Raw genomic sequence first — 17,533 nt, 5'->3', positions numbered from 1 at the left:
TTCCTGATCTACATCTGTTACCTCATTTTGGAGAATTGGTATTAAATCCCATTACAAAACAAAATTTACGAAAGCGTTGCGGGGCGAACGCGAGTGCGTCTCTAAGAGTTGCCCATTACGAATTACGAATTACGAATTACTTAAATTTCTGGAGATGTCTAATACAAAGATTTCACCCACTCCCATTCTTGTGTCAAACCTTCTCTCAAGGAGACTTGCGGCTGATATCCGAGAATTTTCTTTGCTTTAGATACATCAGCAGCAGTGTGGCGGGCGTCTCCCATCGCCTTTTCTATGTGGTTTCTTTTGATTGATTTCCCGACAATTTCTTCAATCGTATCCAAGACTTCTGCTAAAACTACCCTGCTACCGCCACCGATATTAAAGATTTCTCCCACTGCAACGGGAGCGGTGGCTGCGGCTAAATTGGCGGCGATGATATCACTAACAAACGTAAACTCCCGCGTTTGCTGGCCATCGCCGTAAATAGGAATTGCTTCATCCTGTAAAATCGATTTAAAGAACTTATTAAATGCCATATCTGGGCGCTGTTTGGGGCCATAGACTGTAAAATAACGCAATGTCACACAAGGTACGCCAAAGTTTTTGTGATATAGTTCACACAAAAACTCCGATGCTAGCTTCGTAATGCCGTAAGGAGAAACTGGTTGAGGACAAATTCCCTCGTGGGTGGGTAATGTTTCTGCATCACCATATACACTTGATGATGAGGCAAACACTAATCTTTTTAGGTGTTTAGCATCTTTAGCTGCTTCTAGCAAAACTTGTGTAGCATTAATATTTCGTTCTGTATAACCTCGAAAAGCTTTACCCCAACTTGCTCTAACCCCTGCTTGTGCCGCTTGATGGTAAACTACATCAACATCTTCTAGGAGTTTCTGCCAATCTAAAAACTGCATATCTCCTTCAATTAATGTAAAGCCAGGTGATTGATGTAAGTGGGCAACATTTTTAAACTTTAACATCGGATCGTAGTAATCATTGAATTCATCAATCCCGATTACTTCTTCTCCTTGTTGCAGCAATGTTTCTGCAAGATGAGAACCAATAAAACCAGCAGCTCCAGTAACAATAATTTTAGCCATGTTGCCTATTTTTTGATATTTTGATTAATCTCCATATTCACAGGTTAATACTTGTAACCAATAATCGTCATTACCTGAAGATGATTTTTTTTACTCAATTATTAAAATGCTTAAAAAACTCATCATAAATACTTAAATATTATCCTTTTATGGAAATAACCTCAGTATATTTATTTACTTATTGCAATTAATAAAATTTAGAATTATACTAATTCACTAAGTTGGATTTTAAAAATAACAGGACTTACGCAAACAATAGCCGAAACCCTTATTTCACGTAGGGGCAATTCATGAATTGCCCCTGAGCGCGTGTACTTTTGCGTAAGTCCTAAATAAATACAGTAAAAATTCAATAGCTATATTTTTTCGGCGTTGCAGAAAAAGCGGGATAATTTGGCAACTTCTAAAATTCCCCTCCTGCTCCCCCTGCTCCCCCTGCCTTTTTAGTCATAAGCAGGGTGGTTTCATACAAGCAGAGAAAAACTAAAACTGGGTTTCAAAGCCTCTCTCCGCTTCGGGGAGAGGAATGGAAGTGGGGTAAAAAGCTATGTCACAAAACGAGAAATCAAGACTTATGTATTTTTCTTTTTTCGTATGAAACCACCCTGCTGCCTTTTTAGTCATAAGGGGGCTTGCACAAGTGTGAGAATTGGTGAAAAAATTGATCCGCGAGAGTGCTAAGGCATTCTCGTTTCGCAAGGAACGCACGAGGAACGCAGTGAAAGTTTTAGTTGTAGGTAATGGAGGGCGCGAACACGCTCTGGCATGGAAACTGTTGCAATCTAAGCAAATTGAGCAAGTTGTCTGTGTACCAGGGAATGGAGGTACAGCAAGTATGGAACGTTGCCATAACTTGCCCCTAGCAGTAGATGATTTTGAGGGTATGAGCCGATATGCTCTCTCAAATGGCATAACTCTGGTGATAGTTGGGCCAGAAGTCCCCCTGTCTAAGGGAATCACAGATTACCTCCAAGACAAAGGACTGATGGTATTTGGCCCAGTCAGAGCGGGAGCGCAAATTGAGGCGAGCAAAGCTTGGGCAAAAGCCCTGATGCAAGAAGCGGGAATTCCGACGGCACGGGCTGCGGTATTTACGGAAGCAGCAGCAGCAAAATCATATATAAAAGCTACGGGAGCGCCAATTGTCGTCAAAGCTGATGGCTTGGCGGCTGGTAAGGGCGTAACGGTAGCTGAAACAGTTGCACAGGCAGAAAGTGCCGTTGATGCGATTTTTCAAGGACAATTTGGCAGTGCTGGTGAATTTGTCGTCATTGAAGAGTGTTTAATTGGGCAAGAGGTGTCAGTTTTAGCGTTAACAGATGGGTTAACAATTAGACCCTTGCTGCCAGCTCAAGACCATAAGCGGATTGGTGACGGCGATACGGGAGAAAATACTGGTGGGATGGGAGCATATAGCCCAGCACCCATCGCTACGCCAGAATTGATGGCACGCATTCAAACAGAAGTATTAGAAAGAGCGATCGCAACCTTACGAGCTAAAGGCATTGATTACCGAGGTGTGCTGTATGCTGGGTTAATGATTGCACCCGATGGCGACTTGAAGGTTTTGGAATTTAACTGTCGTTTTGGCGATCCAGAAACCCAGGTGATTTTGCCACTATTAGAAACACCTCTAGAAGAATTGATTCTAGCTTGTGTACAACAGCGATTAAGCGAATTGCCACCCATTGCTTGGAAAGAGGGAGCATCTGCCACTGTCGTTGCAGCTTCAAGTGGTTATCCAGGAGAATATAAGAAAGGCCAGATCATTACTGGCATTAGCGAGACAGAGGCAACAGGAGCAACTGTATTTCATGCAGGTACAAAGTTGAACCAGCAACAAGAAGTCGTGACAGATGGGGGTCGAGTATTAAATGTGACTGGAATCGGAGAAAATTTTGAGCAAGCGCTCGCCCAAGCTTACTCTAGTATCAAATATATTCAGTTTGAGGGAATATATTACCGGAGAGATATTGGGCATAGAGTGGTCGTCAGCGTGAAGCATGGGGAAACCCCATAAGCATCCAGTCTGATGTCGGCTTTAAGGCTGGCACTGATTTCCATGAAGCAGCGAGGCTGACTTATACTTAAGCTATGCCCAAGTTAGACATTATCCATAACGCGGTAAAAAACGCACTTATAAAGGACGGTTGGGCGATTACAGACGATCCCTACGTAATTCAGTATCGAAGAACAACGTTATACGCTGATATCGGTGCTGAACGCCCCATTGGGGCTGAACGAGATGGAGAAAAACTTGTTGTTGAAGTAAAAAGCTTTGTTGGCGCATCAAAGATACAAGATTTGAAAGAGGCTCTCGGTCAGTATGACATCTACCGTTATCTTCTAGAGGAGACAGTCGCATCGTAGCGGTGGCGCATTGGTTTGAATATCTTAGTGCTAAGTTCAAGTTTACTCCCCCATTCCCCATTCCCTAACATGTTTGTCAAATTAACTGTTAATTTTTTAGTTGTTAGGCTTTATAACAAAGACTATTAAAAACTTTATTTAAAATGCTAAGTCTGTTAAAAACAATTCGACATGCGATCGCTACTTGGTGGTCAGAGTTCACACTCCAGACCAAACTGTTGGCTGTGGCTACAATGGTAGTTTCATTGGTGATGAGTGGTCTGACCTTTTGGGCTGTGAATACAATTCAGCAGGATGCGCGGATGAATGACACCCGCTTCGGTCGTGACTTGGGGCTGCTGCTTGCTGCCAACGTTGCTCCCCTAATTGCTGACAATAATCTCACTGAGGTTGCCCAATTTTCTCAACGCTTCTACAGGAGCACCTCTAGTGTGCGTTATATGCTTTACGCCGATGAAACCGGGGAAATCTTTTTTGGCATTCCTTTTTGGGAAGCGGAGGTAGAAAACTCCCTCACCATTAAACGGCGGATACAATTGCCAGAAGATTACCCTGGTGATGGGGAAAAGCCGATGGTGCGGCAACATACAACCCCAGATGGAACAGTCACCGATGTATTTATTCCCCTGATCGTCAATAAAAAATACTTAGGTGTATTAGCGATCGGTATCAACCCCAATCAGACTGCTGTCATCTCCACTAATTTTACCCGCGATGTCACCATTGCCGTTTTTATCACCATTTGGGTAATGGTGATTTTGGCAGGAGTGATTAACGCCTTGACCATCACTAAGCCCATTAAAGAACTGCTGGTGGGGGTAAAGCAAATTGCTACCGGGAATTTCAAGCAGCGCATTGATTTACCTTTAGGGGGCGAACTAGGGGAGTTAATTTTAAGCTTTAATGAAATGGGAGAGCGATTAGAGCGCTATGAAGAACAGAATATTGAGGAACTCACCGCAGAAAAAGCCAAGCTACAAACCCTAGTTTCGACGATCGCAGATGGTGCTGTGTTGATTGATAACAACATGCAGGTGATTTTAGTTAACCCCACAGCAGAGCGAATTTTTGGCTGGGAAACTGCTGATGTGGTAGGTCAAAATCTGTTACATCACTTACCCCCATCGGTACAAATGGAAATCACTCGCCCTTTGTACGAAATGGCAGCAGGCGAATGCGAAAGCGCCGAATTCCGAATTTTTATTAACCAACCCATCCCGCGAACGATCCGCATTCTCTTGACTACAGTACTCAATGTACAAAGGGAAAGCATCAAAGGCATTGCGATTACCGTCCAAGATATCACCCGTGAGGTGGAATTAAACGATGCAAAAAGCCAATTTATCAGCAACGTTTCTCACGAACTGCGAACGCCTCTAACCAACATCAAAAGCTATATTGAAACCCTGCACGACTCCGGCGAAGACTTAGCTTTACAACAACGGCAAGAGTTTCTGCAAACAGTCAATTATGAAACCGATCGCCTAACCCGCCTAGTTAACGATGTTTTAGATTTGTCAAAACTCGAATCTGGTCGCAACTACAACTTCGATAGCGTAGATTTAGCCCAAGCGATCGAGCAAACACTGCGTACTTACCAACTCAATGCTAAAGATAAAGGTGTTGAACTCCTTCAGGAAGTTGCTCCTAATTTGCCGCTAGTAATGGGTAATTATGATCTGTTAGTACAAGTGTTTGGCAACCTGATTGGTAATGCCCTCAAATTCACCAAAGCCGGTGGTAAAGTGGCAATTCGCGCCTACCAACTAGATTTTAAACCCAGTCAAACCCAATCTTCTCCAGTGCGGATTGAAATTTCTGATACTGGAATTGGCATTGCCACAGAAGATCAACATTCAATTTTTGAACGCTTCTTCCGCGTAGAAAATCGAGTTCACACTCTAGAAGGCACGGGTTTAGGTTTATCGATTGTCAGAAATATCATCGATAGACATCGTAGTAAAGTCGATCTAGTGAGTGAAGTTGGTATAGGCACCACTTTTTGGTTCGACTTAGCCGCCTTTGAAGAAAAAGCGCCACCCATACAAGTTGAACCTATTGCGGAAGCATCCAAAATCACCACAGTTTGAAGATTGCAGAAGCATCCAAAATCATCACAGCCTGAAGATTAGCGATTGGGCATGGTTTGTTATTTTTGACCATTCCCTATAGTGGGGATTTTGGATGAAGCGTTTGAGGGGATTGCCGGATGAAGGGGGATAGCTGCACTAGACTATTAAGTAGGTTGAATTGACTCGATATTTAACAACACTATCATTATCTATGAAAGCAATTGAAACCACAGCGACAATTAATGAGAGTGGACAACTTACGCTCGATAAATCACTGGGATTCATCAAACCACAGCGTGTTCGTGTTATCGTCTTACTTTCCGAAGATGACGAAACCGATCCTGATGAAACACCTACAGAAGTTGTTATAGAAGGTATTCGCCAAGGTTTACACGAAGCTTTAACTGGACAAACTCTTCCCCTCTCAGAAATGTGGTCAGGCATCGATGCAGAGTGAACCATCGCCAATCCAGATCGCTCTTACACCTCGTTTCAAAAGGAATCTTCGAGAACTTGCCAAACGCTATCGTTCAATTCGTACTGATTTGCAACCCTTAATTGACCAACTTCAAGCAGGTGAAATCCTCGGTGATAGAATTGCTGGAGTTAAATATCAGATTTTCAAGGTTCGTCTCAAAAATAGCAACATTCAAAAAGGAAAAAGTGGAGGCTATCGAGTCATTTATTATCTGAAAACTGATCAAGGAATTATACTCACTACAATTTATTCCAAATCCGATATTTCAGATGTTAGTAATGAAACAATTGAAGAAGCGATGCCTACGGCGGTAAACTACGCACAATACGAGCAAGAAATTCAAATAGCCGATAATTCAGATGCATATACCCGCAATACGGTTCGGTTAAGGTGCATAGTCCTTAAAGATCCCCCTTAGTCCCCCGATAAATTGGGGGAAATAGAGCCATTATTAGCCCCCTTTTTAAGGGGGTTGGGGGGATCAAGTCTTATCCGAACCGTATTGCATAAACCCGGATTTCTCACAAGCAATAAAAAATCAATTTACATGAGGTCATGTAAATTGATTTTTTTGATACATCATCAATTCCAATTGGGAGCATCCCAATGCAAGCAAATTTACCAAGTTAGCAGGTAGTCATTGCGAATGGAGCGTAAAGCCTTCGGCATAGCTTCATTTCATTACGCTGGCAATGACAAAATATGTTTTTACACATTTGAGATGCTCCCATTCCAATTTAGCTGGGGAGACAATTTAAATATAAAATCGTAACTATTTAGGTCTGTATTAGAGGTTGTTTGAAAAGTGATTTGCTGTATCTTTGCACTTATTGATCCCCCCTAACCCCCCTTAAAAAGGGGGGAACCGGAATCAAAGTCCCCCTTAAAAAGGGGGATTTAGGGGGATCTAGAACATTTCGCTACCGTGAAGAGGACTTGTTCATTCATCCTCTTAGACTCAACACAGAAGCGTTATATTCCCCACTCCCCAGAAAACCCAAATCAAGACCTTAATATAACGAACAACAAACAGACCAATAATAAACCCAAAAGTAACAGCAAAGCCTGATTGCGTTTTACCCAACTTTTTACATTTATTGCAAAACTGTTAGTGTAACGCTGCTGTTCCAACTCTAACTTTGTCTCTTCAATATTTTGGTAGAGGGTACAGTCTTTGGCGTAGGGACGCTGAGGAAAATTGCAAGTATCATCAGCGTGATAGGTGCAGGTGTCGCACAGATACCCGTCCCCAGTGGCGCGGTGCAATGGAATACCGGGATGACCGTAAGCTTTGAGTGTCGTCCGGCAATAGGGACAACTAATAGCTTGACTATCAACGAGTTGATGGCAGTGGGGACAAGATACAGTAGCCAAAACCTTTAGCGCAAATAGGTAAACACTTTGATTCTATCCATTTACAAAGGTAATGGGGAAATACATACGTAGACTGGTACTTTTGAATATGGCTAGCTCTCAAAAGTGGTTACCTTACCAGCAAAAGTACTAATTTTATGATAATTATTCATATCTTTGTAAGTGATTTATATCACTCAACATAATTAAGGCTATGCCATAATCTATCAAATATCAGGTTTTATCACAAGTTCAATAATTATTTAGAGGTAGAAAAATATTGCCTTTTAATCCTGAGCTGTGCCGTAACGAAAGCGAAGTTGAAAGCAAACTCATAGTGCAATATTTGCTACCGCAGCTAGGTTATACTCCTGACACCTGGCATCAAGAGGTTGCCGTTGGTAGCATCCGCTTAGATTTTTTAGCATTTGCCGCACAAGTAATTCCCTTTGTCTTAGATGCCAATTCGCCGTTGAGTGTCGTCATGGAGGCAAAGCATCCCAAACAAAACTTAAATCATCATGTCCCCCGACTCAGGCATTATTTAAGCAGCTTGAATGTTAGGTATGGATTGCTGACTAATGGCAAAGAGATTAGAATTTATCAAAAATTGCAATATGATATTCAGCTATTATTTCAATGTTCTGGGAAGGAAGTTGAGATCAAGTTAGATAAAATTAAAAGTTTAATTGGTAGAGATAGTCTGAAAGAAGAAGAGTTGAGAAATAAACCAAAAGTTCAAATAACTGAAAATAATTTAATTTTGGAAACTAAGAGGCAACATTCAATGAACACAATTGCAATCTACCATCATAAGGGTGGCGTAGGAAAAACTACAGTTGCTATCAATTTAGCGGCTGCGTTGAGTAAGAAAGGAAAAAAAATTCTTCTGATTGATATAGATGCTCAAGCAAATACAACTTTTGCTACAGGATTGATTAAATTCCAATTTGAGGAAGATGATGATTTAAAAGACTGCAATGTTTATCATTTATTAGAAAAAAACGACATTAAGTTTATTCCAGATATTGTTTGCAAATCTAAGTTTTTTAACAATCCAGAAATTGATGTTATCCCTTCACATATCACCTTGATTGCATTGCAGCAAAATCTTGTCCAATCTGCGCCAAGCCGATCTAGACTAGCTAAAAAATTAGAAAAAGTAAAAAATGAATATGATATTGTAATTATCGACACACCTCCATCACTCGATGTGTATGCACAAGCTGCCTTAACTGCTGCTGATTACCTAATAATTCCTTCAGACTTAAAGCCATTTTCCAATCAAGGATTACCTAGTGTTAAAAATTTTATTCAACAAGAAATTAATGAAAATAAAGAAGGTTTAGGAAAGCCGCCTATTAATATTATGGGTGTTCTTCCATCCAAAATTTCTACTAATGCTCAGTATCTAAAATACACATTTGCAAAACATAAAAGTGTAATTATTGATCGTTATAATATGCCACTCATGGATAGTATTATCTCAGAAAGAACAGCTTTATCTGCTTGCATTAATAAAACTATATTAGTGGGAAATATGGAAATACCTGATCCGAAATCTATTCTTGATTTTGCTCTGAATGAACCTTCTGCAAATCAAGCCGCCGCTGAGTTTGAATTTCTAGCTATAGAAGTTTTAAGTAAAATGGGGATGCAATAATGATTAAGTTTTTTATGGTAGATGTTGAAAGTGTTAGTTCTAATGTTCCTCGTTCAAACTTTCAAGAGGCTGATTTAGAAATTCTTGCTGATCTGATACTAGAATCTGGAGGCATTTTAAAACCATTAATACTAAAAAAGACTGGCTTTGAACAATATGAGGTAGTTGATGGGCATTTCGAGTACTATTCTGCTGTAAGAGCTAGAGAAAAAAAACCTAGTGAAGGTGACATGGTTAGTGCTTTAATTATATCTTCTGAAAATGAGGATGTAGCATTAAAGCAAATTGCATCTCTCAAAGGAATCGATTCTTCTGGAAAATCAGTAACACCAGAGCTTGAAACAACAAAGTTAGAACCACGTCTGGCAAATCTAGAATTACGTCTTGAGAAGCAATTCAATGAATTCAAGTCAGAAATTTTACAAGAAAGACAGAGAATAGATAGTCAGTTAAAGCAACTTGAAAACCTTATTCCCCAAAAGAGTGAACAGATTAATCCACTCAGTTTATTGAACTCTTTGGATAAAGATGAGTTATCTATAAAGTTACAACGCGCTAGAATTCCTGGTGCGGAAAAAATTGCAAAGGGCATATTTGATGCTCGACGTAAGAAACCGAAGCAAGAGTTTGAAGATTACCGCGATGTAGTAAAGTCTGTTAAAAGCTTGAGTGATAAAACAATAAAGTTGGGTGATAAAACAATTTTGACTATTATTGATGAGTGGTCAAGAAGTTAGCTAGTAGGTTGGGTTGAACGAAGTGAAACCCAACGATTAAGGTTTAATGTTGGGTTTCGTTCCTCAACCCAACCTACGTAGCTTAAAGTTTTTAGGGCTAACTGAACCGTATTACGATAAGTTCTTCACAGTGTAAAAACCCTGCATAATTTTCTCTGCACTTCTACGTGAAACATTTCAAGAACTATTTACTAACCTCGCACCTGTCGCAGTGCATTAAACGCCTTACCTCGCAACCCAACTGGTAACAACGATAATCCTAAACCAGTCCAAGCTTTAGCAGTCGAAAAAGACTGCCCCGCTAAAACTAACTCTCTGCCTTTCTGCGTTTCCCCCTTTTCAATTAAACGCAAACCTAATAATAATTGCGTTTCAGTTAGACGATTTTTCCTGATTGCCTCTATTTTTTCAGACTCAAACTTATAATTTTCTAAATATCGGATTTTATCATATAAATAAGGAATAGCCCGATTGATACCTTGCTGCTCTGCATGGTAGCGATATTCCATCAATAATTCTGGTAAATAATACCCCTTTTTTCCAGCCACAGCTAGACGCACAAATAAATCATTATCTTCACAATTTTGCAGATTTGGCTGCATATATCCTAATTCTTGCAATGTTTTACGGCGAAATAATGTCGCCCCAACTTGAAAGCTTTGTTGAATAAATACAACTTCCAATAAATTATCTACAACCCCTGCTGGTAAATTCTTTCTACCCCAGCGATGAGAATTTTCTTGAGTTTTCGCCTCATCCCGCACATTGTTAATATCAATTATCCAATGGTCTGTACCAACAAAATCAATGCTAGAGTCTTGAGTAAGAATAGCTGCCGTACTTGCGAGAAAATCGGGTGTTAGCCGATCATCATCATCAAATTTAATAAAATATTCACCACTGGCTGCATCAAAGCCAGAGCGCATATTATTACTTTTACCAATATTTTGCAGATGACGGATATATTTAATCCGGTGGTCTGTATACTGTGACATCAACTCAGGTGTGCGATCGCTAGAACCGTCATCACAAACAATTAGCTCAAAGTCTTGCTCAGACTGATTGAGTACACTGTCAATAGCATAAGGAAGGAGATGAACACGATTAAAAGTAGGAATGCAAACAGTAATTTTAGGCATATTATATACTATTATAGAAAATTTATTTATATTAATTGCTAATTTAACTAGTTCCGTGGGTTTAAGTCCCCCGGTTCAATAAAAAAGCAAGTTTTGTGTTGGGGTTAAATCCCCATTACAAAACAAAATTTACGAATTCCGAATTCCGAATTACGAATTATTTAATCCACCGCCAATAAAGCTATATTTAGCTGATATCTATTTTAATTTTAATGATTGTTTTGTTGAACAATTTATTAATTTTTGCAATAATTATACTCAATGGTTTTAACTGAGGGCAAGCAGAAGGCTATTTTGGTTATAGCAATCTTATTTGATTTATGAAAATTAATTTTTTATAACCAACCGCAGAGGCGCAGAGAACGCAGAGAGAATAAAGAGAGATTTTCACGAACGATTTAGGATTAGTATAGTTTGCATGATGCTAACATTACCTTTGCTTGTACGAAAACCTCTAGAGCTTGCTTCTTGGAGTTGTCTATGATAATTTGCTAACTAGCTAAGTACAATAACTCTATCGAGTTACCGTATTTCGTTGAATATTATAGTGGAAGGAGTCTGGAGTTAAGAGTATCTAGGTACTCTACCAAATATATGACAAGTAGAAAAGCCAGTCTTACCGATTGAGAAATCGATGCCTCTGAATTTTTAAATTCATCTAGAACATTTCTGATCAACTCAGAACTTGCATCAGTCCTGACGACCGCCTCAGAATTCATTCTGAGGCTTATAGCTAAAGTCTATCTATTGAAGACTGAGTAAGGGTTGTAGTCCACGCTTAGTGGACTTGCACTATTAGCCTGAGAATAAATTCTCAGGCGGGATAGGCAGGTGCAAGATATAACTCAACGAAGCACCTGCTGCGATCGCTGTGAACAGGTAGTGAGGATAGCACCCTACAATGAATCTACGTATGCAAACTATTCACAACCGTAAAGTCAAAGCCGGAGGCTAAACGTTGGCACAATTGCAAGCACAACCTCTGCCTTTGTCAGGCTCTCAAAAAAATTGGGTCTTGCTCGGTATCGGACTTGGGGTGTTCATGTCTACCCTAGATGTGGGCATCATCAATGTTGCTTTGCCCACATTGGTACAAGCCTTTGATACCAGTTTCCCTACGACCCAATGGGCTGTATTGAGTTACCAGTTGGTCAGTTCCGGTTTAGTTTTGGGGGCAACGCGCCTGGGGGATATGTGGGGCAAGAAGTCCTTATATCAGGGAGGACTTGTTCTGTTCACTTTCAGTTCGCTGTTGTGTGGTTTTGCACCTGGTATTGGCTGGTTGATCGGCTTTCGGGCACTTCAAGGATTAGGTGCTGTGTTCATTTCTGGGCTTGGTTTGGCAATCATCACAGAAGTTTTTCCGTCCTCCGAACGAGGTCGGGCTGTTGGCGTTATCGGTAGCGTAGTGTCACTGGGAATTGCTTTTGGCCCTTCTGCTGGCGGACTGCTCCTGGGTTTGTCAGGCTGGCATAGTATATTCTTCATCAATGTACCACTGGGGATCATAGCTAGTTTCTTAATAACTCGCGTGGTGCCGCCTTCTGTACACATTCAGGACAAACAGAAATTTGATTTTTTTGGAGCGATATTGGCTTTATTGACTTTGGGTAGTTTTGGGCTGGGTATGACGTTAGGGCAAAGCCAGGGCTTTAGCAGTACCAATGCATTGATATTATTAGCGATCACTATCATCAGTTTTACAACTTTTTTGGTGGTTGAAGCGATCGTAGAGCAGCCGCTACTAGAGCTACACCTGTTTCGCAATCTTCAGTTGAGTATGGGTTTGCTAAGTGGCTGGCTAGCATTCATTGTTATTGGCGGTTCGCTACTCATCGTCCCTTTCTTTCTAGAGGGGGTCAAGCACTATCCGACGGTAAAAGTGGGGCTGCTACTAGCCGTGTCGCCTCTGCTTAGTGGGTTAATTGCCCCACTAGCTGGAACACTTTCAGACCGCTTTGGCGCTCGACTGATCAGTTCTATTGGGCTGGGGTTGATGATTGGCGGCTGTCTGGGCATTAGCACCTTTGATACTCAAATTACTGAGCTAGGCTATGTGTCGCGCTATTTTATTTACGGCATTGGACTGGGTTTATTCCAATCGCCCAACAACAGCACTGTTATGGGATCAGTACCAAGGGAGCGGCTAGGAATTGCTTCTGGACTGCTGTCTTTGTCACGCACCTCAGGGAATACAGTAGGAGTTTCTCTAATCGGGGCAGTATTTGGAGCGTTAATCGCTAGCATGTCTGCGGGTGCAGATGTCTCTGTTGCCCCTCGTGAAGCGATCGTTGCGGGGTTCCAAGGAACTTTTCGCTTTGCAGCCCTAATACTGTGTGGGGCAGCAGTTGCATCCGTTTTGAGAATCAGTAAGAGGCAGGGGGGCAGGGGGCAGGGGGAGCAGGGGGAGCAGAGGAGGAATAATTAATGCCCAATACTTCGGCTTACCTCGGCTCCGCTCGGCACGAGTCGCTCAGTACAAGTGCCCCATGCCCACTTACCCTGAGCGAACGCGAGTGCGTCTCGTAGAGAAGCCGAAGGGATGCTCAATACCCAATTATCAATTATTCAAGGAGTTAGATAAATGACAGGTAAATTAGAAGGAAAAGTAGCAATTGTCACTGGTGCTTCAGCAGGAATTGGAGAAGCAACTGCGATCGCTTTGGCTTCAGTTGGAGCAACAGTAGTGCTTGCTGCTAGGCGTGGCGATCGCATTCAGGCATTGACACAACGTATCGAAGCTAGTGGTGGCAAAGCATTGCCCATTGTCACTGATGTGACTGATGAAACCCAGGTAAATAACTTGGTGGCAAAGGCAAATGCAGAATTGGGAAGGGTTGATATCCTTGTGAATAATGCAGGGATTGCCTTACTAGGAACCATTGAAGCAGGGAATAGTTCTGACTGGCGGCGATCGTTTGACCTCAACGTACTAGGACTGCTATATGCTACTCATGCTGTTTTGCCTCTTTTGAAGGCGCAAAAATCGGGGCATATAGTCAATATTTCCTCAGTGGCTGGCCGGACAGCGCGGGCTGGCGTCGGTGTTTATAATGCTACCAAATGGGGTGTCAATGCCCTCTCGGAAGCATTGCGCCAAGAAGTCCACAAGGACAACATCCGCGTCACTATCATCGAACCAGGTTTGGTGGATACGGAAATTGACAGCCAAATTACTGATCCCGTTGCCAAACAACGGATCGAAGAACGACGCAAGGCAATTACACCTCTGCAAAGCGAAGACGTTGCTGCTGCGATCGTTTACGCCGTTACCCAACCACCGCGTGTTAATGTCAACGAAATCCTCATCCGACCAACAGGACAAGAACACTAAACAGGAAATAATCTAAATTATGTCACTGAGTCGTAGCGACCTCGAAGCTGGAAATGAACAGACGAGACTCTTAGAAGCATCACACTCTGGAATAAAGCTAACAACTCTGAGCGAAGATGAGTTACAGCGATCGCTAGATGAAACACTACAACAGCAACCGCCAAATTCTGATATCTGGATATTTGCCTACGGTTCGCTGATTTGGAATCCCCTAATCACATACGTCGAGCGCCGTGCTGGGATCATTTATGGTTGGCATCGGCGTTTCTGTACATGGATGATCCTCGCTCGTGGTACTCCAGAAAATCCCGGATTACTCTTAGGACTTGATCGGGGGGGTAGTTGTCGTGGTGTTGTTTATCGGGTTGCTGCTGCTGATGTACCATCCGAATTACTGCTGATTTGGCGACGGGAGATGTTAGGTGGTGTCTATGTTGCTCGTTGGGTAAAGGTGTTTGATGGTACACAGGAATTCCAAGCGATCGGCTTTGTTGCCAATCGCCAACATCCCAGGTACGTTCATCAGATACCATTAACAACCACTGTAAATAGTATTGCCACCGCATCTGGAAAATTGGGGTCTTGCGCTGATTATCTGATGAAAACTGTTGAAGGATTGATGGCAGAAGGCATTAAAGATAGACAATTACTCTTGTTACGCAAACAAGTGTTGGCAAAACAACAAGCGCTTTTAGTTAGTGGCGATCGCTTTACTTTATCGCCTATTTACGCGCAACAGCCATGATGTGAGCGCTCATCCCCAATATAGAGGGTTCGGTTTCTAACCATCGAATCGCTTCTAAAAGGCTCTCGCGCCGACCTAGCTCATTCCAGTGTTCCTGAAAGTTTTGTAGTAACCAGCCTGGCCCTTCAATCGCTAAAGTTTTTTCATAATTTAAACCCGCTTCTTCAACCTCTGCTCTGAGTTCTTCTGGATGATGAAAAAAGGTTTTTGTAAAGTATTTAGGATGGTTGTTTGGGTTGCGGTGTTGACCATCAATCAAATCCTGTTTAACAATCTCTACAAACTCTGGATCATCTAAATGTCCCCGAAATAATCCATCTAAGGTTGAAGCAAAGCGAGAAACTCCCACCGCGAAAGCAAAACCTCCAGTTTTTAAGATGCGATGAGCTTCACGCAAAGCAATAATCCGATCTGTGCCCTCGGTCAGATGATACAAAGGCCCAAGTAACAGAACAGCATCAACGCTATTATCCGCCCGATTCAGTTGCCGAGCGTCTCCAACAGCCAAACTAGCTAAAGGATATTCTGGTTGAGCTTGAGATAAATGTCGGGCTTGCTCTATGTGCAAAGGAACCGCATCAATGAGATGGACTTCATAGCCCTGTTGAGCAAGCCAAAAAGAATAGACGCCAGCGCCACCGCCAACATCGAAAATCACTGCGGGTGGAGGTGGTAGGTAGCGGCTAATAAGTTCTTGGCTTCGGGTCAATTCCAGTAAACCTGCACCTTTTGATAACCGCTCTTGCTCCCGACCACTCGCGTAATGGATTAACGCTTCATCTGCAAGCAGATTGTTTAATTCAGATAAATCTGACATCGTGAATCTCAACTTCAATCAAATCATTATCTTTAAGGTTATATAGCTCCCGAAGTTTAACGTCGCAAGCTATCTCAATAATTGTTTTTGGATGATCTCCACTCTCAGTGTTATTTTTGTCAGTTCTTAAGATAAAAGCATCTCTGCCAAATATCTGACAGGGAACAATGCTAACAGAAACAGTCCCTCCATATTCTTCCTTTTCCAGACGAATTACATTTTTTGGGAGATCGTAAGGTTGTTCTAGCTGAATATTTAAAGTTCCAGGAAAGAATTTCATTCCCGTTTTTCTCAAGTAATATTCCTGGAGTTTCTCAATCCAGTAAGAAAAGTTTCCTAAACCACTGACAACTTTACCTTTCAATATTTTCATATATATTCATTTTTGTAAATAGGTTGGTGAATTTTAATTACTATTAATATCGATTGAACATAAATTGTATTCAGTAGCGATCGCCAAAGCTGTTGCCTCTTGAGTAGTTTTGGTAGGGAGTCAAAATAATTCGTAATTTATAATTCGTAATTCGTAATTATTACCCCACGACTGAAGTCGCTTGCTCTGAAATAAGGAATAAATTTATTTGTCTCCATAAAATGTTAGTTAGTTGCTCTGTACCTTTAATTACGAATTACGTTAGCGACGCGCAAAGCGATAGCGCAGCGTTAGCGAGGAACGAGCGTCGTCATCGAGCGTCGGAACGAGCGTCATTACGAATTAGTAATTATTTGGTCACGCAGAAATAACCTACCTTCAAAAATCATGGCTTACAGCCGTATTGATAACTGAGAGGGGAGTGGCACTGATCCCGCATACCTAAAGTAGCAAATACTTGCGAGGCGGCTTCTATCAAACGTGTACGGGTGAGAGTTGATGAACGGATGGTTTTATTCATTTATGCTGGCAAGTACTTAGTTACATGATATATTATGTGCAAAAAGCTGTTGCAATTTGAAGAAAAATAATCTTGATACCAGCATTTTTAAAGTTATTGAAAATCTTATATCATCTCAAATTTATTTCGGTGCAATAGCTAATATTTTACTCATTTTAGTAACTGGGACAACTACTCCATTTCTTAAATAATGAGGTGCTCTTTGGATGGCAGTAAATCCCAATCGTAAATAAAAGCCTTCGGCATAGAGGCTAGCAGTTGTAATTACCTTATTTATACCTTGATTACTTGCTTCATCGCAAAAATGTTGGACTAAAGCACGCCCGATCCCTTTACCTTGATATTTAGGATGGACATACAGCCCGATGAGTTCATCAGCAATAAAACTAGCAAAACCTATAACAACATCTCCCTCGATCGCAACCCAGAAAGTTTCCACTTTCATACTCTTCAAGATATTAGAACCATCAGGTTTATCGCGGTTATTACGCCAAGCTAAAAGTTCTTTTCGGGTGTAGAAAGTTGCAGGCAGAGCTTTGATGGCAGCAATATGAATTGCACTCAGCACCCACGCATCTGTTTGTTGGGCAGGCCGAAGAGATATTTCGTTAGCGCTCATAGGTTCAGGGCTGGTATTCAGATTACATGCCTGTTTGATGGTATGTGTGAGAAATTTTAGTTACGTAGGCGTAGCCCGCACAACTCTTGGAGACGCTGCGCGTAGCAAGATCCACAAAGTGGTACGGCAGAGCTACGTGACCATCGTAGACATCGCAACACATCAACTAGCCAAATTATTAACTGCTTTACTGATCTTAGCAGTTTG

Annotated in this window: 17 protein-coding genes; 10 read left to right on the top strand and 7 right to left on the bottom strand. The window is 41.6% G+C overall.

Annotation, left to right across the window (positions count from 1 at the left end; translation table 11 throughout):
* Positions 1–158 precede the first annotated feature (158 nt).
* A complete protein-coding gene (locus LC653_RS10760) occupies positions 159–1,106 on the bottom strand; it encodes an NAD-dependent epimerase/dehydratase family protein (protein WP_229494469.1) in 948 nt (315 codons plus the stop codon).
* Positions 1,107–1,824: 718 nt separating this feature from the next.
* On the opposite strand from LC653_RS10760, the gene purD reads away from it, so the two are divergent.
* The 5 genes from purD to LC653_RS10735 all read left to right on the top strand — a co-directional run bounded on the left by purD (position 1,825) and on the right by LC653_RS10735 (position 6,444).
* Positions 1,825–3,126: a phosphoribosylamine--glycine ligase gene (gene purD, locus LC653_RS10755; protein ID WP_229494468.1), complete on the top strand. Its 1,302-nt coding sequence runs from the start codon at positions 1,825–1,827 to the stop codon at positions 3,124–3,126.
* 74 nt (positions 3,127–3,200) lie between these two features.
* Positions 3,201–3,476, top strand: coding sequence for an element excision factor XisH family protein (locus LC653_RS10750; RefSeq protein WP_229494467.1), 276 nt, complete (start codon positions 3,201–3,203; stop codon positions 3,474–3,476).
* A gap of 143 nt (positions 3,477–3,619) precedes the next feature.
* On the top strand, positions 3,620–5,566 hold the full coding sequence (nblS, locus tag LC653_RS10745) for a two-component system sensor histidine kinase NblS (RefSeq protein ID WP_229494466.1): 1,947 nt from the start codon (positions 3,620–3,622) through the stop codon (positions 5,564–5,566).
* A gap of 193 nt (positions 5,567–5,759) precedes the next feature.
* A complete protein-coding gene (locus LC653_RS10740; RefSeq protein WP_190727335.1) occupies positions 5,760–6,005 on the top strand; it encodes a type II toxin-antitoxin system RelN family antitoxin in 246 nt (81 codons plus the stop codon).
* Entirely contained in the window at positions 5,995–6,444 is a 450-nt protein-coding gene (locus LC653_RS10735) for a type II toxin-antitoxin system RelE family toxin (protein WP_229494465.1), read from the top strand. The genes LC653_RS10740 and LC653_RS10735 overlap by 11 nt, the downstream gene beginning before the upstream one ends.
* Positions 6,445–7,028: 584 nt before the next feature.
* Here LC653_RS10735 and LC653_RS10730 read toward each other — a convergent pair.
* Positions 7,029–7,400: a zinc ribbon domain-containing protein gene (locus LC653_RS10730; RefSeq protein WP_229494464.1), complete on the bottom strand. Its 372-nt coding sequence runs from the start codon at positions 7,398–7,400 to the stop codon at positions 7,029–7,031.
* Between the two features lie 259 nt (positions 7,401–7,659).
* Between LC653_RS10730 and LC653_RS10725 the strand changes: the two genes are divergently transcribed.
* Positions 7,660–9,042, top strand: a complete 1,383-nt coding sequence (locus LC653_RS10725; protein ID WP_229494463.1) for an AAA family ATPase — start codon at positions 7,660–7,662, stop codon at positions 9,040–9,042.
* Positions 9,042–9,779, top strand: coding sequence for a ParB N-terminal domain-containing protein (locus tag LC653_RS10720; protein ID WP_229494462.1), 738 nt, complete (start codon positions 9,042–9,044; stop codon positions 9,777–9,779). Before LC653_RS10725 ends, LC653_RS10720 begins: the two co-directional genes overlap by 1 nt.
* A 191-nt stretch (positions 9,780–9,970) precedes the next feature.
* Here the strand turns inward: LC653_RS10720 and LC653_RS10715 are convergent, their stop codons facing one another.
* On the bottom strand, positions 9,971–10,918 hold the full coding sequence (locus LC653_RS10715) for a glycosyltransferase family 2 protein (RefSeq protein ID WP_229494461.1): 948 nt from the start codon (positions 10,916–10,918) through the stop codon (positions 9,971–9,973).
* A gap of 958 nt (positions 10,919–11,876) precedes the next feature.
* Between LC653_RS10715 and LC653_RS10710 the strand changes: the two genes are divergently transcribed.
* From LC653_RS10710 to LC653_RS10700, 3 genes are all read left to right on the top strand, one after another.
* On the top strand, positions 11,877–13,346 hold the full coding sequence (locus tag LC653_RS10710; protein WP_229494460.1) for an MFS transporter: 1,470 nt from the start codon (positions 11,877–11,879) through the stop codon (positions 13,344–13,346).
* 156 nt (positions 13,347–13,502) lie between these two features.
* On the top strand, positions 13,503–14,252 hold the full coding sequence (locus tag LC653_RS10705; protein ID WP_229494459.1) for an SDR family NAD(P)-dependent oxidoreductase: 750 nt from the start codon (positions 13,503–13,505) through the stop codon (positions 14,250–14,252).
* A 19-nt stretch (positions 14,253–14,271) separates the two neighbouring features.
* Positions 14,272–14,997 (top strand): gamma-glutamylcyclotransferase, encoded by a 726-nt coding sequence (locus LC653_RS10700; protein ID WP_229494458.1) that lies wholly within the window; start codon positions 14,272–14,274, stop codon positions 14,995–14,997.
* On the opposite strand, the gene LC653_RS10695 is transcribed toward LC653_RS10700, so the two are convergent.
* The 4 genes from LC653_RS10695 to LC653_RS10685 form a co-directional block, all read right to left on the bottom strand.
* The gene (locus LC653_RS10695; protein ID WP_229494457.1) at positions 14,975–15,814 is read right to left on the bottom strand and encodes a class I SAM-dependent methyltransferase; all 840 of its coding nucleotides are present in this window, start codon (positions 15,812–15,814) and stop codon (positions 14,975–14,977) included. The two genes, LC653_RS10700 and LC653_RS10695, sit on opposite strands and share 23 nt — an antisense overlap.
* The gene (locus LC653_RS10690) at positions 15,798–16,187 is read right to left on the bottom strand and encodes a DUF120 domain-containing protein (RefSeq protein ID WP_229494456.1); all 390 of its coding nucleotides are present in this window, start codon (positions 16,185–16,187) and stop codon (positions 15,798–15,800) included. The genes LC653_RS10695 and LC653_RS10690 overlap by 17 nt, the downstream gene beginning before the upstream one ends.
* 385 nt (positions 16,188–16,572) lie before the next feature.
* The gene (locus tag LC653_RS46170; protein WP_267923007.1) at positions 16,573–16,707 is read right to left on the bottom strand and encodes a hypothetical protein; all 135 of its coding nucleotides are present in this window, start codon (positions 16,705–16,707) and stop codon (positions 16,573–16,575) included.
* A 121-nt stretch (positions 16,708–16,828) separates the two neighbouring features.
* Positions 16,829–17,326, bottom strand: coding sequence for a GNAT family N-acetyltransferase (locus tag LC653_RS10685; protein WP_229494455.1), 498 nt, complete (start codon positions 17,324–17,326; stop codon positions 16,829–16,831).
* Between the last annotated feature and the right edge of the window lie 207 nt (positions 17,327–17,533).

The sequence above is a fragment of the Nostoc mirabile CHAB5784 genome (assembly GCF_020829645.1).
In the GTDB taxonomy this organism is placed as follows: Bacteria; Cyanobacteriota; Cyanobacteriia; order Cyanobacteriales; family Nostocaceae; genus Nostoc; species Nostoc mirabile.
The sequence above is the reverse complement of the archived record's forward strand: the minus strand, read 5'-3'. Positions and strand labels throughout refer to the sequence as shown.